Here is a 17,492-nt window from a genome sequence, read left to right as displayed (position 1 = left end):
CGCGCACGCGCACGGGGCGCCGCGCGGGAGCACGCACCCGCCGGTACCCGCGTCTCGCGGAGTGATACGGCACGTCCACCATGTCGGCACCGGCGACTACCCTGCTCGGCATGAGCAGCGATACCCCCTCCCCGGTCCGTCAGGCCGCCCAGCGCGCGCGTACCGCGGCGGCGATGATCGCCCCGCTGCCGCGGGCCGCCAAGGACGCCGCCCTGCTGGCCGTCGCCGACGCGCTCGTGGCGCGCGCCGCGGAGATCGTCGCGGCCAACGCCGAGGACGTCGCCCGCGCCCGGGCCGACGGGGTCTCCGACGCGATCGTGGACCGGCTGACGCTGACCGAGGAGCGCATCGCGGGCGTCGCCTCCGACGTCCGGGACGTCGCCGGACTGCCCGACCCGGTCGGCGAGGTGGTCCGCGGCTCCACGCTGCCGAACGGCCTGGAGCTGCGCCAGGTGCGGGTGCCGCTGGGCGTCGCCGGCATCATCTACGAGGGCCGGCCCAACGTCACCGTGGACGCCGCCGCGCTCTGCCTGAAGTCGGGCAACGCGGTGCTGCTGCGCGGCTCCTCCTCCGCGTACGCCTCGAACACCGCCCTCGTCGCCGTGCTGCGCGACGCCCTGGGCGGCGCCGGGCTGCCGCCGGACGCGGTGCAGTTGGTGCCCGGCCAGAGCCGCGAGTCCGTGCACGAGCTGATGCGCGCCCGCGGCCTGGTCGACGTGCTGATCCCGCGCGGCGGCGCCGGCCTCATCCGCACCGTCGTCGAGGAGTCCACCGTCCCGGTGATCGAGACCGGCACCGGCAACTGCCACGTGTACGTGGACGAGCACGCCGACCTCGACCTCGCCGAGAAGATCCTCGTCAACTCCAAGGCGCAGCGCCCCAGCGTGTGCAACGCCGCCGAGACCGTCCTCGTCCACCAGGCCGTCGCCGACGTCTTCCTGCCCCGCGCCCTCGCGGCCCTGGGGGCGGCGGGCGTGACCGTGCACGGCGACGATGCCTGGGTGAAGGCGGGCGCCGCGGCCGGCGTGGAGGTGCCGCTCGCCGACGACGGGGACTGGGCCACGGAGTACCTGTCGTACGACATCGCCGCGGCGGTGGTCCGCTCCCTGGACGACGCGGTGGCGCACATCCGCCGCTGGTCCTCCGGGCACACCGAGGCCGTCGTCACCCGCGACACCGGCGCGGCCCGCCGCTTCACCGCCCTGGTGGACTCCGCGGCGGTCATGGTCAACGCCTCCACCCGGTTCACCGACGGCGCGGAGTTCGGCTTCGGCGCCGAGATCGGCATCTCCACGCAGAAGCTCCACGCCCGCGGGCCGATGGGACTGCCGGAGCTGACCTCCACGAAGTACGTCGTCACGGGCGACGGTCAGCTCAAGGGCCAGTAGCCGGCGAACCGGGGGCCGCCGGCCCGCGAACCGCCGCCGAAGGGGCCGCCGGGGCACTCGGGGCCCGTGCCGCGGCGCCGGGGCCGGGAGGCGGGCGTTCAGGCCCCTTCCGGGACCCTCCCCGGCCGGCTCCCCGGGCCCGGGCGGATCCGCGGAGGTGGCCGGGACCGGACGGCCGGATCCCGCGCTGCCTGGCGCATCCCGACTGTCCCGGTTTACGCTGGTCGGGTGCCGGACGATGTGGGGGGCAGGCCGTACGCCGAAGGCGACGAGCCCGACAGCCAGCACCACGGAGGCGCGGACGAGGAGTTCGCCGCCGTGGTCCTTGACGAGGACTTCGTCCGGTCGGCCCACTTCCACGAGCCCAGCGCCGTGGAGCGCATGGTCGGCGCCGCGGAGGCGCGGGCCCAGGCCGAGGCCGTCCTCGAAAGCGCCGTGCAGGACGACCGGATGTACGACGGCTGGGACGACCCGGACGCCCCCGACCCGTACGGCCCCTACGGCGGCGCCCTGCGCCCGTACCGCGGCCACGGGCACTGGCAGCGCCCCGTCGCCCTGCTGCTCGCCCTCCTCCTCGGCGTCGGCATCGTCGCGCTGTCCTTCGCCGCGGTGTACCGTTCCGGCCCCGACGGCCGCGACGACGCCCCGCCCCCCGGCGGCTCCAGCCCCTCGGCCACGACCGGCGCGGACGCCCGCGAGCCGTCGCTGACCCCGCGTTGACCCCGCGCTGACCCGCGTCGAGCCCGCCCCGGCCCGGCCCCGGCGATCCGTAGCAACCGCTTCCGCCCGAATTGGCCGTCACCCGCCCGGCGCAGCCGGAAGTTGGCGTTGACGCGGCGGTTTACGAGGGGCGCCGCCGACCTACTCTTCTGTATATGGCCGGGCACCATGGCCCGCCTGACGGGACACCCGAGCGCGCCCCGGGAGGCGGAGACGACGAATACCGCTCCATCGTCTTCGATGAGGCGTTCGTCAACGCTGCCCGCCTGGAGGAGTACTCGGCCCGCGAGCGCGTCGGCGACCACACCCCCGCCGTACGCAGCCGCCGCAACCAGCGGCCCGGCGCCTCCCGGCAGGCCCTCGTGCTCGTCCTGCTCATCGCGCTCGCCTTCGGCACCGCCATCTACATGGGCGTACGCCACCCCTACCGGCAGCCCGGCGTCCCCGCCGCGGCGCCGCTGCGCAGCACCGTCGTCCCGCTGACGCCCGACGGCCCGGTGCCCGGCGGCGAGCCCGGGAAGCTGATCGCCGACAGCCCCGCCGCGGACTTCGGCACCGGCGCCGACGGCATCGAGCTGCCGGACCCGAACGCGACCCGGCACTTCACCGAGGAGCAGGTCGTCCAGGCGCTCACCGCCAGCAAGGACTACCTCGTCACCTCCGCGGTCGACGTCCACACCCTCACCGGCGGCAACGTCCGCGACGTCCGCATCCAGCTCGACCCGCAGCAGCACGGCCAGTTCGACCAGAGCCTCGCCCGCCCCGCCGACGACGGCCGGCACGCCGCCACCGGCTGGATGGTCCGCTTCGACCCCGAGCACGTGCGGCTGGCCGACCGGAGCGTACGGGTCGACGGCGCGGTGACGTTTGCGGAAGTCGGCGAACAGGAGCTGGAGGTCAGTGCCGACCACGTCTTCGTCTACGCGCTGTACCCCGCGAAGGCGTCCGCCGGGACGTCCGGGACGGCGGAGGCGTCGCTGTTCACGGTCCGCCGCCAGGTGCGCATCCGCTTCGACCACGACGACCTGCGCGACCGCCAACTGGAGCTTGCCGAGACGGCGCTGACCGCCGGGCCGCTGGCGTGCACCGCGGACGCCTCGGCGTATCTGCGCCCGCTGCTGGCCGGCGAGCGGGACCCGCAGAAGGCGCCGCACGGCACGAACCCGTTCGCGACCCCGGGGCAGTTGAGCGGCTCGCTGTGCGGCGTGCTGGACACGGGCCAGACGACCGAGCCGTCCTAGCGCGCGGTCGTACGGGCCGGCCGTAGGGCCCGGTCGTACGCGCTCGTCGTACGAACCCGTCGTACGGACCCGGCGCGCACACCCGTCGTACGAACCGGGGCGCCGCCCGGGACGTACCGCGAGCCCTCGCGGCACCGCGAAAACGCCGCCGCCGCCCCGGGACGACGGGGCGGCGACGGCGTCTTGCGTACGGCCTGCGGTGGGTCCTGCCTGCCGAGCGGAGGGGGGGACGGGCTCAGTTCGGCGAGGCGTCCGAGGGGCCGGTGCCGTCCGACGGGGCGGAGCCGCCGGTACCGCGGCTGTTGAAGCGGTCCCGCAGCTTGCCGCCTATGTCGGCGGTGCCGCCCGCGATGTCGTTCACGAGCCGCAGCAGCGGGTCCTTGCTGTTCTTCACCGTGTCCGCGTAGCTGCTGGCCGACTCGCGGAAGGACTCGCGCGCGGAGGTGTCCTTGTCCTCGTCGCGCCGCGGGTAGTGGCCGTCCATGATCCGCTGGTAGTCGCGGCTCTCCGACCACCGCTTCAGCTCGGCGGCGCGGATGGTGGTGAACGGGTGGCTGCGCGGCAGCACGTTGAGGATCTTCAGGACGGAGTCGCGGACGTCGCCGCCCCGGTCGTACTCCTCGGCCTGCTTGAGGAAGGCGTCGACGTTCATCTCGTGCAGGTGGTTGCCGCCGGCGAGCTTCATCAGCCCGCGCATCGACGCCTCCAGGTCCTGCCCGACGAGCAGCCCGGCGCGGTCCGCGGACAGCTCCGACTTGCGGAACCACTCCAGCAGCGCGGCGATGATCGCCCGGATCGCCAGGGCGCCCAGCGGGATCCAGGCGAGCGCGAGGGCGAGGTTGGTGAGGAAGAGCATGATCGTGCGGTACACCGAGTGGCCGGAGAGCGCGTGGCCCACCTCGTGCCCGACGACGGCCCGCATCTCCTCCTCGTCGAGCAGCTCGACGAGGCCGGTGGTGACGACGATGATCGGCTCGTCCATGCCGATGCACATCGCGTTCGGCTGGGGGTCCTGCTTGACGTACATCTGCGGGACCTTGTCCAGGTCCAGGATGTAACAGGCGTCGCGCAGCATGTCGTGCAGGTGCTGGAACTGCTGGTCGCTGACCCGCACCGAGTCGGAGAGGAAGAGCAGCCGCAGCGAGCGCTCCGGCAGCATGCCGCTGATCGCCTTGAAGACCTTGTCGAAGCCGGTGAGCTTGCGCAGCGAGACGAGCGCGGAGCGGTCGGCGGGGTGCTCGTACGCCCGCGAGGAGATGCCGGGGAACCTCCTGCGTTCTCGGCTCGGCACGTTCTTGTTGAGTTCAGGCATGCTGTCCGTCCCCTCCCCGTACGTCTGACCCCCAAGGCTAGTGCGAGAACGGGCCGGGGCGGCCGGGAGTTCCGTAGCAGGTTCGTCACGGCACCCGTACCCCGCGGTGACCTCGGCGGCCTCCCCGGACGGGCCCCGTCCGCGCCCCCGATGGCGGAGCCGACGTGGGGGCGTGCCGCGGACCCGCTTACGATGTCGAGGCACGCCCACCCGACGACACCGGATTGGCCACAGTGACCATGAGCGCTCTGACCACCGCCCACGACCTCGCCGTGACTCTCGCCTCCGCATCCGAGAGCGGTGGCGGCGGCGAGCACGAGGGCAACCACTCCAGCCTCAACCCGTACTTTGTCGGCGGGAGCGCCCTGTTCATCCTGCTGCTCCTGCTCTTCATCACCACCCGCTTCAACCGGGACCGCTGACGGCGGTGAGGCGCAGACTGGGCGTGATGGGCGGGACGTTCGACCCCATCCACCACGGTCACCTGGTGGCGGCGAGCGAGGTCGCCGCCCGCTTCCACCTCGACGAGGTGATCTTCGTGCCCACGGGCGAGCCGTGGCAGAAGAGCGACAAGGCGGTCTCGCCGCGCGAGGACCGCTATCTGATGACCGTGATCGCCACGGCCTCGAACCCCCAGTTCTCGGTCAGCCGCATCGACATCGACCGCGACGGCCCGACGTACACGATCGACACGCTCCGGGAGCTGCACGGGCTCGAACCGGAGGCGGAGCTGTTCTTCATCACCGGTGCGGACGCGCTCTCCCAGATCTTCACCTGGCGGGGCGCGGAGGAGCTGTTCGCGCTGGCCCACTTCATCGGCGTGACCAGGCCGGGCCACCGGCTGCACGACCCCGGGCTGCCGGAGGGCAGGGTGTCGCTGGTCGAGGTCCCCGCGCTCGCCATCTCGTCCACGGATTGCCGGGAACGGGTGGCTCGTGACGAACCCGTCTGGTATTTGGTGCCAGACGGGGTTGTGCGCTACATCAACAAGCGAAGGCTTTACCACGACGGGGACTGACGCGCAGGATTCGGAGGCGGCGGGGGCCGCACGGGGAGCGAAGGGTAAGCACGGGGGGAACCATGGGCGGGGATGCCCATTATGGAAGGGGCACCAGTGAACGACGGATACCGCGGCCCGCAGGGCCACGACCCGTACCAGGACCCCCACGCCCGCGGCTACGACCCGTACGCCCAGCAGGGCTACGACTACGACCGGCAGGGCGCCCCCGAGGACCCCGGCCCCCAGGGCTACCAGGACCCGTCCACCGGCTACGGGTACGACTACGACCCGTACGCCCAGCAGCCGCCCCCGCAGCAGCAGAACGCCCCGTACCCGCCCCGGGCCCCGCATCCCCAGGCCCCGCACCCCCACGCGCAGCAGCACTACGCCCCGCAGGCCCCGCCCCCCGCCGTCGGGTACGACTACGACTACGACCCGTACGGCCCGGCCGCGCACTCCGGCGAGCAGCCCGTGACCGCCGCCCCGCCCGACGGCGACTGGGGGCGCATCCCGCAGCAGCGCCCGCCGGAGGAGCACCCGGGCCGGCAGCCGCACCAGCCGCACCAGCCGCCCGAGTACGCCACCGGGCAGTTCTCCTTCGTCGAGGACGAGACCGAGTCCTCCGAAGACGTCATCGACTGGCTGAAGTTCACCGAGAGCCGCACCGAGCGCCGCGAGGAGGCCAAGCGCCGCGGGCGCAACCGCCGCGTCGCGCTGCTGGTGGTCATGGTCCTCGCCGTGCTCGGCGGCAGCGGCTACCTGTGGGCCACCGACCGCCTCCCCTTCGTCGGCGGCGAGTCCGGCCCCGCGGCGACGGGTGAGGAGAAGCGCGACACCCTCGTGGTCCACCTGCACGACACCGACGGCGGCGGCAGCGCGACGGCGCTGCTCGTGAACAACGCCACCACCGGCAAGGGCACCACCGTGCTCCTCCCCAACGACCTCGCCGTCTCCGGCGACGACGGCGCCGCCACCACCCTCGGCCAGGCCGTCGAGGAGCAGGGCGCGGGCGCCACCAGGGACGCGATCGACACGCTGCTGGGCTCCGAGATCAAGGGAAGCTGGCGGCTGGACACCCCGTACCTGGAGATCCTCGTGGAGGGCGTCGGCGGCATCACCCTCGACACCGACGCGACCGTGCCCGGCGCGAAGAAGGGCGACGACCCGCTGGTCGAGAAGGGCCCGAAGAGCAGGCTCAACGGCGAGGCCGCCATCGCCTACGCCACCCACCAGGCCGACGGCGAGCCGCAGACGGCGCAACTCGCGCGCTTCGGGCAGGTCATGCAGGCGGTGCTGAAGAACCTGCCGAGCGACACCGCGGGCGCCAAGAACCTGGTGAAGTCCATGGGCATGGTCCTCGACCCGTCGCTCTCCGAGGCCGAGCTGGCCGCGTCCCTGGCGTCGCTGTCGGAGCTGGCCAAGGAGGGCGCGTACGCCACCGAGACGCTGGGCGTCGGGGACGACGGGCGGCCGAGCGAGCAGGCCACGCAGAAGGTCGTCGAGGACGTCCTCGGCGGCACGGTCAAGAGCCCCGACGGGGCCACGGCCGCGCGGGTCAGCGTGCAGAACGGCTCGGGCGCCGCGAAGCCGGCGGAGACGGCGAAGGTCGCGCTGGTCAACGGCGGCTTCACGTTCGTCGACGGCGGGCGGTCGGCGGAGCCCGCGGCGGCCTCCGAGGTGCGCTACGCGGACGCGGCGGCGAAGGAGCAGGCCGTGCAGGTCGCCAGGACGCTGGGGCTGCCGGAGAAGGCGGTGGCCAAGGGCAAGACCCCGGCGAACGCCGACGTGGCGGTCGTCCTCGGGCAGGACTACGAGGAGTGACGGTGCCGGGAGCCGCGGGGCTGTCGTACGGGCGTGAGATCCTGGAATGCGTATCCGCAGTGATACCCCGAGTTCCCGACAGAAGTGGACAGCCCCGCCCGTGACCGCAACGGACCGCTCCATCGACCTCGTCAGCACCGCGGCGCAGGCCGCCGCGGACAAGCTCGCGCACGACATCGTCGCGTACGACGTCAGCGACGTCCTCGCCATCACCGACGCCTTCCTGCTCGCCTCGGCGCCCAACGACCGCCAGGTCAAGGCGATCGTGGACGGCATCGAGGAGGCGCTGCTGAAGGAGCGCGGCGCCAAGCCGGTGCGGCGCGAGGGCGAGCGGGACGGCCGCTGGGTGCTGCTGGACTACTCGGACATCGTGGTCCACGTGCAGCACTCGGAAGAGCGGGTGTTCTACGCGCTGGAGCGGCTGTGGAAGGACTGCCCCCAGATCGGCCTGCCGGCGGACGCGGTGGCCACCCGCGGGCGCGCCGCGGAGTACGCGGAGCCGCACGGCGACGGGGCCCGGCGGGATGCGTGACCGCCGGATCGTCCTGTGGCGGCACGGCCAGACGGCGTGGAACCTGGAGCGGCGCTTCCAGGGCCAGACGGACATCGAGCTGACCGAGGCCGGCGTGCTCCAGGCGCGGCGCGCCGCCCGGCTGCTGGCGGCGCTGCGGCCGGACGCGATGATCTGCTCCGACCTGCTGCGCACCCGGGCCACGGCCGCTGAGCTGGTGGCGCTGACGGGCCTTGAGGTGACGTACGACAGCGCGCTGCGGGAGACGTTCGCGGGCGTCTGGCAGGGGCTGACGCACGACGAGATCATCGCCCGGCACGGCGAGCAGTACGCCGCGTGGAAGCGCGGGGAGCCCGTGCGGCGCGGCGGCGGCGAGCTGGAGACCGAGGTCGCGGACCGGGCGGCGCCGGTGGTGCTGGCGCACGCCGACAAGCTGGCGGACGCCGGCACGCTGGTGGTGGTCAGCCACGGCGGCACGATCCGGACGACGATCGGGCGGCTGCTGGGCATCGAGCCGCGCAACTGGGAGGCGCTGGGCGGGCTGTCGAACTGTAGTTGGTCGGTGCTGGGGGAGTCGGTGCGCGGCTGGCGGCTGCTGGAGCACAACGCGGGCAGCCTGCCGGAGCCGGTGCTCGGCGACGACACGTGACGACACGTGACGACATGAGGGAAGGTCGGCGTTCCAAAACCGATTTTGGTTCCCGGCCGCCTTCCCGCTAAGCTCTGTCTCGTTCGCCCGCCGGAAACGGCAGGCGGCCGCGAGGGGCTATAGCTCAGTTGGTAGAGCGCTTGCATGGCATGCAAGAGGTCAGGAGTTCGATTCTCCTTAGCTCCACACAGCCGGTCTTCAGGATCCCGTCCCACTGGGGCGGGATTCGTCGTTTTGCGGGCCCCGCAGCGCGGCCTGGCGGGCGCGCTCCTCCGACAGCGGGCGGGCGTGGGCCGGGCAGCCGACCAGCGGGTCCGCCAGCGTCCGCAGCGTGTCGAGCAGGGTGCGGCTCACGTCGTCCGCGGGGGTGTAGACCACGATCCGGGTCTCGGGCATGCCCGTGATCGACAGCGAGGTCGACACGCAGCGCAGCTTGCCGACCGAGGCGTGCTGGACGACCTTGATGCGCGAGCCCGGCGGGGCCACGTCCCCGCTGCGCCACAGCTCCGCGAAGTCCTCGCTGATCTCGGACAGGCCGCGGATCAGCCGCTCCCAGGACGGCTCACCGACATGGCGCCCGTACGCCCCGCGGAACGTGGCCACCAGGATCGGCAGCTCCTCGTCCCGGTTGGTCATCGCGCAGCAGCAGGCGCGGGCGGAGAAGAGCTGCCACAGGATGTTCCGCTCGTCCGCGGCGGCGGCGCGGACGGCGGGGAACATCCGCTCGTACAGCTCGTTGGCGGCGAGCACGTCGTAGCGCGAGTTGTAGACGGCGGCGGGCAGGTCCATGGCGGCCAGGATCCCCAGCACCTCCGAGCCGACGGAGCGGGCGGCGGCGGCCGGCTCCGGGGCGTACGGCACCTCGGCCAGGTGGTACAGGTGCTCGCGCTCCATCGCGTCGAGGCGCAGGGTGCGGGCCACCGCGTCCAGCACCTGGGGGCTGGCGTTGATGCGCCGGCCCTGCTCCAGCCACGTGTACCAGGTGACGCCGACGCCGGAGAGCTGCGCGACCTCCTCGCGGCGCAGCCCCGGGGTGCGGCGCCGCGGGCCCGGCGGCATGCCGACGTCCGCGGGGGTGATGCGCGCCCGGCGGCTGCGCAGGAAGGCCGCCAGCTCCGGCCTGCGGCGTCCTGCCGCCGTCGTCGTCGTCATGCTCATCCCTCCAGGGTCGGGCCGGTCGGCCCGCCGTGCCAGGTGCTGTCAGTACCAGCATCGGCAGGCTCTCACTACCGGTACGGCACCCGGGCGATGCTCGGCGGCATGCGTCACACCACCACGACCTCCCCCGCCGGCGGCACCGCCGCCGGCACCCCCCGCGCCACCGGCGGGCCCACGCCGTCCGGCACCGCCGATCTCTCCAGTAAACCGCCCGGCACCGACAACGCCTCCGGCGTACGTACCGGCTGGCTCCTCGGCATCGTCCTCGCCGGCCAGTTCATGGCGCTGCTCGACGTCTTCATCGTCAACGTCGCCGCCCCCACGATGCGCACCGAGCTGGGCACCTCCGGCGCCGAGCTGCAACTGATCATCGCCGGGTACGTCATCTCGTACGCCGTGCTGCTGATCACCGGCGCCCGGCTCGGCGCCATGTTCGGCCACCGCCGGATGTACCTGGCCGGGCTGGTGCTCTTCACCGCCGCCTCGCTCGCCTGCGGCCTGGCCGCCACCTCCGGCCAGCTCATCGCCTTCCGGCTGGTGCAGGGCGCGGGCGCGGCGGCGATGATCCCGCAGGTGCTCAGCCTCATCCAGCGCAACTTCACCGGCACCGAGCGCGTGCGGGCCCTCGGCGTCTACGCGGCGGTCCTGGCCACCGGCGCGGCGGCCGGGCAGATCGCCGGCGGCCTGCTGGTCAGCGCCGACCTCTTCGGCTGGAGCTGGCGCCCGGTGTTCCTGGTCAACGTGGTCGTGGGCATACCCCTGCTCGTGCTCGGCGCCCGGCTGCTGCCGCGCGACGAGCCGCGTTCCGCGGCCCGCGGCGGCGCGGCCTACGGCGGCGCGCTCGACCGGGGCGGCCTGGTGCTGCTGGCCGCCGCGGTCACCCTGTTCACCGTGCCGCTGGTGCTCGGCCAGGAGCTGGACTGGCCTGTCTGGGGCTGGGTCATGCTCGGCGGCAGCGTCGTGGCGGCGGCGGCCTTCGCGGCGTACGAGTCGAGCCTGGCCCGGCGCGGGGGCGTGCCGCTGTTCCCGCCGCGCGTGGTGCGTGCGCCGGGGATGCCCGTGGCCGTTGTGCGCTCCGGGCTTGCGATGGTGCTCAACGGCGCGTTCATGTTCGTCATGGCGCTGCATCTCCAGGCCGGGCTCGGCTTCGGCGCGCTGCGCGCGGGGCTGACCTTCGTGCCGACCGCCGTCGCCTTCGGAGCCGCCGGGCTGACCTGGCAGCGGCTGCCGGAGCGCTTGCGCCCGGCGCTGGTGCCGGCCGGCTTCGTGACGATCACCCTGTCGTTCCTGGCGGTGGGGCTCGCGATGCGCGACGGCGGCGAGGGCGGCCCCGGCTTCTACGCCGGGCTGACCGGCGTGGGCCTCGGCCTCGCGCTGGCCTTCAGCCCCAACCTGACCGGCGCGCTCGCCCTCGTACGCCCCGAGGACGCGCCGCACGCCAGCGGGCTGATGACGACCACGGCACAGCTCGGCGGGCTGGTCGGGGTGGCGACGATCGGCACCCTGTATCTGGAGCGCGTGGGCGCGCTGACGGCGCGGAGTTCCGCGGACGCGGTGTGGGACGCCTCGCTGGCGCTGGCCGCGGTAGGGGTGCTGGGGCTCCTCGTAGGGGTCCGGTACCGGCATCGGCGCTGACCACGTCGGCCGCGCGTGGCAGAATCACAGCATCCTCACAGGGCGGAAGCCGAAGGGAGGGGCTGCGAGATGCCTTCGTGCGCCACCGGGAGGCAGTCGGCGGCCGAGACCCGGCGGCCGGGAGGTTACCGTGCCTCCGCCCTGCACTGTCCAGCCTGCGGTTCCTCGCACGTCGCGCAGGTGCTCGGTGACAACGGCGGAGTGTCCTATGTGTGCACGGCCTGCGGCCATAGCTGGAGCTGAGTGATGGGAGCACACAGCAGGAAGTGCGACTGGTGCGGGAACGGCACCCCCATCGTGCGCGACATGGAGCCCCTCAACCCCGACTACCAGTACTGGTGCGAGGAGTGCGCGCGGGCGCTGATCATAAAAGGCGATCCCATCGAGACGTACCGCGAGCTGGAGGGCGAGCCGATCTACGGCAGACTGCTGGACGAGCACTGCACGCTCAAGCGCTTCTACTCGTTCGCGACCGCCTGATGGCCCGCGGGCGCCGGTGGGGTAGGGTGAAGCCCGCCCAGGGGCTATAGCTCAGTTGGTAGAGCACTTGCATGGCATGCAAGGGGTCAGGAGTTCGAATCTCCTTAGCTCCACTCGGCTCCCCTTCCGGCTGCGATATCCTGAGCGCATGCGTGCCCGACGCCTTCTGCTTAGCGGGCCGCGCTGACGGCAGGAAACACCTCGGCGCGGCGTCCCCTCCTGTGCGAGGGGATTTTTCGTTTCCGCATCCGGACCGCATGCAGAGACCACCAGGAGCTTTGAGGACGATGAGCAGCGAGACGACCACCGCCGCCGCCACCGAGTCGGTGCCGCCGACCGCACCGCACCGCTACACCGCGGCCCTGGCCGCGGAGATCGAGGCACGCTGGCAGGACTTCTGGGAGCGCGAGGGCACGTACGCGGTGGACACGGCCGCGGCGTCGGACCGGCCCCGGAAGTTCATCATGGACATGTTTCCGTACCCCTCGGGCGCGGGGCTGCACGTGGGCCACCCGCTGGGGTACATCGCCACCGACGTCTACGCCCGCTACGAGCGCATGACCGGCCACGACGTGCTGCACACCATGGGCTTCGACGCCTTCGGCCTGCCCGCCGAGCAGTACGCCGTGCAGACCGGCACCCATCCGCGTATCACCACCGAGGCGAACATCGTCTCCATGCGCCGCCAACTGGGCCGGCTGGGCCTGGGCCACGACCGGGACCGGTCGTTCGCCACGATCGAGCCGGACTACTACCGGTGGACCCAGTGGATCTTCCGGAAGATCTTCGAGTCCTGGTACGACGAGGAGGCCGACGCCGCCCGCCCGATCGCCACCCTGGTCGAGCAGTTCGAGACCGGCAAGCGCCAGACACCCGACGGGCGCCCCTGGGCGGAGCTGACGCACCAGGAGCGCGCCGAGGTGCTGAGCGGCCACCGCCTGGCGTACGCCTCGGACTCGCCGGTCAACTGGTGCCCCGGCCTGGGCACCGTGCTGGCCAACGAGGAGGTCACCGCCGACGGCCGCTCCGAGCGCGGCAACTTCCCCGTCTTCAAGGCGAACCTGCGGCAGTGGATGATGCGCATCACCGCCTACGCCGACCGGCTGCTGGCCGACCTGGACGAGCTGGACTGGCCCGAGGCCATCAAGCTCCAGCAGCGCAACTGGATCGGCCGCAGCGAAGGCGCCCGCGTCGACTTCCCGGTCGACGGGCACGAGGACGCCCGGATCGCGGTCTTCACCACCCGCCCCGACACCCTGTTCGGCGCCACCTACATGGTGCTGGCGCCCGAACACCCGCTGGTCGACGGCATCATCCCGGGCGGCTGGCCGCAGGGCACCCACGAGGTGTGGACCGGCGGGCACGCCACGCCCGCGGAGGCGGTGGCGACGTACCGTACCCAGGCCGCCGCCAAGTCCGACGTCGAGCGGCAGGCTGAAGCCAAGGAGAAGACCGGGGTGTTCACCGGCGCGTACGCCGTGAACCCCGTCAACGGCGAGCGCGTCCCGGTCTTCGTCGCCGACTACGTGCTGATGGGCTACGGCACCGGCGCCATCATGGCCGTACCCGGACAGGACGCGCGCGACTGGGAGTTCGCCGAGGTCTTCGAGCTGCCCATCGTCCGCACCGTGCAGCCGCCGGCGGACTGGGACGGCAAGGCGTACACCGGCGAGGGCCCCGCGATCAACTCCGCCGGCAACGGCATCGACCTGAACGGCCTGGAGGTGACCGAGGCCAAGCGGAAGACCATCGCCTGGCTGGAGGACCACGGCGTCGGCGAGGGCACCGTCAGCTTCCGGCTGCGCGACTGGCTGTTCAGCCGCCAGCGCTACTGGGGCGAGCCCTTCCCGATCGTCTACGACGAGAACGACGTCGCCCACGCCCTGCCCGAGTCGATGCTGCCGCTGGAGCTGCCTGAGGTCGAGGACTACTCGCCGCGCACCTTCGACCCGGACGACGCCGACAGCCGCCCCGAGACGCCCCTGTCGCGCAACGCGGACTGGGTGTACGTCACCCTGGACCTGGGCGACGGCTCCGGGCCGCGGCGCTACCGGCGCGAGACCAACACCATGCCCAACTGGGCCGGCTCCTGCTGGTACGAACTGCGCTACCTGGACCCGCACAACGCCGAGCGGCTGGTCGACCCGGCGGTCGAGCGCGCCTGGATGGGCCCGGCCGGCGGCAAGCCGCACGGCGGCGTCGACCTGTACGTCGGCGGCGCCGAGCACGCCGTGCTGCACCTGCTGTACGCCCGCTTCTGGTCCAAGGTGCTGCACGATCTGGGGTACGTCTCCTCCGCCGAGCCGTTCCACAAGCTGTTCAACCAGGGCATGATCCAGGCGTACGTCTACCGCGACGCCCGCGGCTTCCCGGTGCCCGCCGCGGAGGTCGAGGAGCGCGACGGCGGCTACTGGTACGGCGGCGAGCAGGTCAGGCGTGAGCTGGGCAAGATGGGCAAGTCCCTGAAGAACGCCGTCACGCCGGACGAGATCTGCGCCGAGTACGGGGCGGACACGCTGCGGCTGTACGAGATGGCGATGGGCCCCCTGGACGTCTCCCGGCCCTGGGACACCCGCGCGGTCGTCGGCCAGTACCGGCTGCTCCAGCGGCTGTGGCGCAACGTCGTCGACGAGTCGACCGGCGCCGTCACCGTCGTGGACGCAGAGCCGGACGAGGAGACGCTGCGGGCGCTGCACAAGGCCGTCGACGGGGTCGCCCGGGACATGGCCGGGCTGCGCTTCAACACCGCCATCGCGAAGGTGACGGAGCTGAACAACCACGTCACCAAGCTGCGCGCGGTGCCGCGGAGCGTCGCCGAGTCGATGGTGAAGCTGGTCGCGCCGCTGGCGCCGCACGTCGCCGAGGAGCTGTGGCACCGGCTGGGGCACGGCACGACGGTGGTCTACGAGCCGTTCCCGGTCGCCGATCCGCGGTACGTGGTCGACGAGACGGTCACGTGCGTCGTGCAGGTCAAGGGCAAGGTCAAGGCCCGGCTGGAGGTGTCGCCCGACATCGCGGAGGCGGAGCTGGAGGCGGCGGCGCTGGCCGACGAGGCGGTGCAGCGAGCCCTGGGCGGGGCGCCCGTCCGCAAGGTGATCGTACGGGCGCCGAAGCTGGTGAACGTCGTCATCTAGGGGGACCGGCCGCCGCCGTGTGCGGTGCTCGCTCAGGTGTGGGAGCAGTCCCCGGGGAGCATTCCCTAAGGGACGATTCCGGGAAGGCCGGGGGCCGACGGGGCCGCCCGGCCTTTCCCGTACCCGTAGGCTGGAGGCAAGACCGCCTGCCGTGGCCGCCCGGGCCCTAGCGGCCCGAGATGGAGGGATGCAGACCCCATGGACGTCGTCGTCGCCCTGCTGGCGTTGTTCTTCGTGCTCTGTGTCGCGGCGGGCGTGGTCCTGACCGTGAAGGCGACGCGGGCGGTGAAGCGGCGCGTCGAGCGCACGGTGGCCGACACCCGCAGAACGGTCCAGGAGACGACCCTCAAGGCGCGCCGCGCGGTGCAGCCGGGCGCGGCCGGCGACATCGCCGGCCTGCGGCTTTCGCTGCGCAACTCCATCGACTCCACCCGGCGCGAGCTGGAGCACGCGCTGCCGGGCGACCCCGGGCTGCGCGAGTCGATCGGCCTGCTGGACCGGCTGCACGAGTACGCGCGCCAGGTCGACGGCGAGCTGCGGCACCTGGAGCGGGAGCCGGAGAAGTCGCGCGTCGCGGAGAGGCTGCCGGAGCTGCGCAGCCGCGCGGAGCGGATCGCGCAGTCGGCGAACTCGCTGCGCTGGGCGGCGCAGGACCGCGCGCGGCACACGGCGGACGACGACGACGGGCTGGACGCGCTGACGACGCAGATCGACCTGGAGACGGGCGCGCTGCGGCACTGGACGCCGGCGACGGAGCAGGAGGCGGCGGGTTCGGCGGGCGGTTCGGCTGGTTCCGCTGGTTCCGCTGGTTCGGCCGCCGGGGACGTGCGGTCCGCGGGCGGCGCGAGCCGGTCGCCGAAGCAGCAGCCGGCGCTGTCGTCCGGGGGGAACCCGGAGGGGCAGGACGCCTTCCAGGCGCTGCTGTCGAAGATCGAGAAGATGCGGAAACCGGAGTCGGCGTAACGGCCTCCGGGGACTTTCCGGAGCCGTTCCGGAGCGTTTTGGAGCCATTGCGGAGAGCGTCCGCGGACCGAGACACCGGGCCTGACCTCGGCGGACCGCCTAGCCCGTACGCGCCGTGCGGGCCCTCGGATGCGGGGTGTTCGGCGAGCCCAGTAGTGTCTTGGGCATGTCCCCCGATGTCGCGATCGTCGCCGATTCCACGGCCTATCTGCCGCCCGAGGCGATGCGGCGGCACGGCATCATCTCCGTCCCGCTGACCGTCGTGCTCGGCGACCGGGCGCTGGAGGAGGGCACCGAGATCTCCGCCCGCTCACTGGCCGAGGCGCTGCGGAAGCGGAACCCGGTGACGACCTCCCGGCCGAGCCCGGCGCTGTTCGCGGAGACGTACCGGAAGGCGGCGGAGGCGGGCGCGCGGGACATCGTGTCGCTGCACCTGTCGGCGGAGTTCTCCGGGACGTACGACGCGGCGGTGCTGGCGGCGAAGGAAGCGCCGGTGCCGGTGCGGGTGGTGGACACCCGGATGGTGGCGATGGCCCTCGGCTTCTGCGCGATCGCCGCCGCCCAGGCGGCGGAGGCGGGCGGCGGCGCCGACGAGGCGGTGGCGGCGGCGGAGCGGCGGGCGGCGGGCACGTCGGCGTTCTTCTACGTCGACACCCTGGACTACCTGCGCCGGGGCGGCCGGATCGGGACCGCCCAGGCGCTGCTGGGCTCGGCGCTGGCGGTCAAGCCGCTGCTGCGGCTGGACGGCGGGCGGATCGAGCTGCTGGAGAAGGTGCGTACGTCGGGCCGGGCGATCCTGCGGCTGGAGGAGCTGGTCCTCGACCGGGCGGCGGGGGGACCGGTGGACGTCGCGGTCCACCACCTGGCGGCGGCGGAGCGCGCGGCGGAGCTGGCGGACCGGCTGCGGGAGCGGGTGCCGGGGCTGGTGGAGCTGCACCTGAGCGAGGTCGGCGCGGTCATCGGGGCGCATACGGGGCCGGGGCTGCTGGGCGCGGTGGTGTCGCGGCGGGGCGGCGGCGCGTAGGCGCTGGTTTGTCCACAACCGGCGGGTTATCCACAGGAATTGAGCATGATCAGCGGGGGCGGGGGCGGGGCTCGTACCTTCGGGCCATGAGCGCACGTACGGAGACGGAAACCAGGGGACCGGGCCGCCGCGAGCAGCGCAGGCGCCGCCTGCGCGGAAGCGCGGCTGCGCGCGGGGCGCGCCCGCAGAAGCAGGCGGTACGGGCGGGGGAGGACCCGCAGACGCGGCGCACGCCGCGGGAGCACCTGCGGAACAGGGCGACGACGATGCTCACGCTCCCACCCCCGCGGTCCCGCCACCCACCGCACGAACCGACACCGCCACTTCGCTGGTCAAGCCACGACCCGCCACGCCTCCCCCGGAGGGGAGCGGAAAGCGACGCGCCGGCGGAGCCGCGCCGGGGCGACGAGGCGGGCGGCTCGGCCCGGCCGGAGCGTGCGGGCCCGGCTGTGTCGT

15 protein-coding genes and 2 tRNA genes are annotated in these 17,492 nt (G+C 73.2%); 15 read left to right on the top strand and 2 right to left on the bottom strand.

The genetic code is table 11. The annotated features are described in order from the left end of the window. Positions 1-80 precede the first annotated feature (80 nt). The 3 genes from QBL21_RS27405 to QBL21_RS27395 all read left to right on the top strand — a co-directional run bounded on the left by QBL21_RS27405 (position 81) and on the right by QBL21_RS27395 (position 3,349). On the top strand, positions 81-1,388 hold the full coding sequence (locus QBL21_RS27405) for a glutamate-5-semialdehyde dehydrogenase (protein ID WP_407564905.1): 1,308 nt from the start codon (positions 81-83) through the stop codon (positions 1,386-1,388). A 228-nt stretch (positions 1,389-1,616) separates the two neighbouring features. Continuing rightward, positions 1,617-2,108, top strand: a complete 492-nt coding sequence (locus tag QBL21_RS27400; RefSeq protein WP_407564904.1) for a hypothetical protein — start codon at positions 1,617-1,619, stop codon at positions 2,106-2,108. A gap of 155 nt (positions 2,109-2,263) precedes the next feature. Beyond that, positions 2,264-3,349, top strand: a complete 1,086-nt coding sequence (locus tag QBL21_RS27395; RefSeq protein ID WP_407564903.1) for a hypothetical protein — start codon at positions 2,264-2,266, stop codon at positions 3,347-3,349. Between the two features lie 235 nt (positions 3,350-3,584). Here the strand turns inward: QBL21_RS27395 and QBL21_RS27390 are convergent, their stop codons facing one another. Further along, a complete protein-coding gene (locus tag QBL21_RS27390; protein ID WP_407564902.1) occupies positions 3,585-4,661 on the bottom strand; it encodes a M48 family metallopeptidase in 1,077 nt (358 codons plus the stop codon). Positions 4,662-4,900: 239 nt separating this feature from the next. Here QBL21_RS27390 and QBL21_RS27385 point away from each other — a divergent pair, with 239 nt between their 5' ends. The 6 genes from QBL21_RS27385 to QBL21_RS27360 all read left to right on the top strand — a co-directional run bounded on the left by QBL21_RS27385 (position 4,901) and on the right by QBL21_RS27360 (position 8,828). Further along, positions 4,901-5,083: a hypothetical protein gene (locus QBL21_RS27385; protein WP_407566577.1), complete on the top strand. Its 183-nt coding sequence runs from the start codon at positions 4,901-4,903 to the stop codon at positions 5,081-5,083. After that, positions 5,080-5,679: a nicotinate-nucleotide adenylyltransferase gene (nadD, locus tag QBL21_RS27380; protein ID WP_407566576.1), complete on the top strand. Its 600-nt coding sequence runs from the start codon at positions 5,080-5,082 to the stop codon at positions 5,677-5,679. Before QBL21_RS27385 ends, nadD begins: the two co-directional genes overlap by 4 nt. A gap of 96 nt (positions 5,680-5,775) precedes the next feature. After that, positions 5,776-7,482, top strand: coding sequence for a LytR C-terminal domain-containing protein (locus QBL21_RS27375; RefSeq protein WP_407564901.1), 1,707 nt, complete (start codon positions 5,776-5,778; stop codon positions 7,480-7,482). A gap of 100 nt (positions 7,483-7,582) precedes the next feature. Next, positions 7,583-8,014: a ribosome silencing factor gene (gene rsfS / locus QBL21_RS27370; protein WP_407564900.1), complete on the top strand. Its 432-nt coding sequence runs from the start codon at positions 7,583-7,585 to the stop codon at positions 8,012-8,014. Further along, on the top strand, positions 8,007-8,642 hold the full coding sequence (locus QBL21_RS27365; protein ID WP_407564899.1) for a histidine phosphatase family protein: 636 nt from the start codon (positions 8,007-8,009) through the stop codon (positions 8,640-8,642). The genes rsfS and QBL21_RS27365 overlap by 8 nt, the downstream gene beginning before the upstream one ends. Before the next feature lie 113 nt (positions 8,643-8,755). Continuing rightward, positions 8,756-8,828 (top strand) — tRNA-Ala (locus QBL21_RS27360). Between the two features lie 12 nt (positions 8,829-8,840). Here QBL21_RS27360 and QBL21_RS27355 read toward each other — a convergent pair. Continuing rightward, the gene (locus tag QBL21_RS27355; protein ID WP_407564898.1) at positions 8,841-9,800 is read right to left on the bottom strand and encodes a helix-turn-helix transcriptional regulator; all 960 of its coding nucleotides are present in this window, start codon (positions 9,798-9,800) and stop codon (positions 8,841-8,843) included. Between the two features lie 102 nt (positions 9,801-9,902). Between QBL21_RS27355 and QBL21_RS27350 the strand changes: the two genes are divergently transcribed. From QBL21_RS27350 to QBL21_RS27325, 6 genes are all read left to right on the top strand, one after another. Further along, positions 9,903-11,435, top strand: a complete 1,533-nt coding sequence (locus QBL21_RS27350; RefSeq protein ID WP_407564897.1) for an MFS transporter — start codon at positions 9,903-9,905, stop codon at positions 11,433-11,435. A gap of 246 nt (positions 11,436-11,681) precedes the next feature. Then, complete coding sequence (locus tag QBL21_RS27345) at positions 11,682-11,915, top strand: hypothetical protein (protein WP_026276023.1); 234 nt, start codon at positions 11,682-11,684, stop codon at positions 11,913-11,915. 40 nt (positions 11,916-11,955) lie between these two features. Then, a tRNA-Ala gene (locus QBL21_RS27340) sits at positions 11,956-12,028 on the top strand. A gap of 174 nt (positions 12,029-12,202) precedes the next feature. Beyond that, on the top strand, positions 12,203-15,049 hold the full coding sequence (gene leuS, locus QBL21_RS27335) for a leucine--tRNA ligase (protein WP_407564896.1): 2,847 nt from the start codon (positions 12,203-12,205) through the stop codon (positions 15,047-15,049). Positions 15,050-15,247: 198 nt separating this feature from the next. After that, complete coding sequence (locus QBL21_RS27330) at positions 15,248-16,012, top strand: hypothetical protein (protein ID WP_407564895.1); 765 nt, start codon at positions 15,248-15,250, stop codon at positions 16,010-16,012. A 166-nt stretch (positions 16,013-16,178) separates the two neighbouring features. Beyond that, positions 16,179-17,036: a DegV family protein gene (locus QBL21_RS27325; RefSeq protein ID WP_407564894.1), complete on the top strand. Its 858-nt coding sequence runs from the start codon at positions 16,179-16,181 to the stop codon at positions 17,034-17,036. Positions 17,037-17,492 lie beyond the last annotated feature (456 nt).

Origin of the sequence: Streptomyces sp. 184 (assembly GCF_045781775.1) — a bacterium.
In the GTDB taxonomy this organism is placed as follows: domain Bacteria; phylum Actinomycetota; class Actinomycetes; order Streptomycetales; family Streptomycetaceae; genus Streptomyces.
This window is presented reverse-complemented; position numbering and strand designations above follow the sequence as displayed.

Excerpts from the sequence above, each read along its gene's own strand:
- leuS (WP_407564896.1), top strand. The coding sequence starts at position 12,203 with ATGAGCAGCGAGACGACCACCGCCGCCGCCACCGAGTCGGTGCCGCCG.
- QBL21_RS27355 (WP_407564898.1), bottom strand. The coding sequence starts at position 9,800 with ATGAGCATGACGACGACGACGGCGGCAGGACGCCGCAGGCCGGAGCTG.
- QBL21_RS27350 (WP_407564897.1), top strand. The coding sequence starts at position 9,903 with ATGCGTCACACCACCACGACCTCCCCCGCCGGCGGCACCGCCGCCGGC.
- QBL21_RS27395 (WP_407564903.1), top strand. The coding sequence starts at position 2,264 with ATGGCCGGGCACCATGGCCCGCCTGACGGGACACCCGAGCGCGCCCCG.
- QBL21_RS27390 (WP_407564902.1), bottom strand. The coding sequence starts at position 4,661 with ATGCCTGAACTCAACAAGAACGTGCCGAGCCGAGAACGCAGGAGGTTC.
- QBL21_RS27345 (WP_026276023.1), top strand. The coding sequence starts at position 11,682 with ATGGGAGCACACAGCAGGAAGTGCGACTGGTGCGGGAACGGCACCCCC.
- QBL21_RS27330 (WP_407564895.1), top strand. The coding sequence starts at position 15,248 with ATGGACGTCGTCGTCGCCCTGCTGGCGTTGTTCTTCGTGCTCTGTGTC.
- QBL21_RS27365 (WP_407564899.1), top strand. The coding sequence starts at position 8,007 with ATGCGTGACCGCCGGATCGTCCTGTGGCGGCACGGCCAGACGGCGTGG.
- QBL21_RS27405 (WP_407564905.1), top strand. The coding sequence starts at position 81 with ATGTCGGCACCGGCGACTACCCTGCTCGGCATGAGCAGCGATACCCCC.
- QBL21_RS27385 (WP_407566577.1), top strand. The coding sequence starts at position 4,901 with ATGAGCGCTCTGACCACCGCCCACGACCTCGCCGTGACTCTCGCCTCC.
- QBL21_RS27325 (WP_407564894.1), top strand. The coding sequence starts at position 16,179 with ATGTCCCCCGATGTCGCGATCGTCGCCGATTCCACGGCCTATCTGCCG.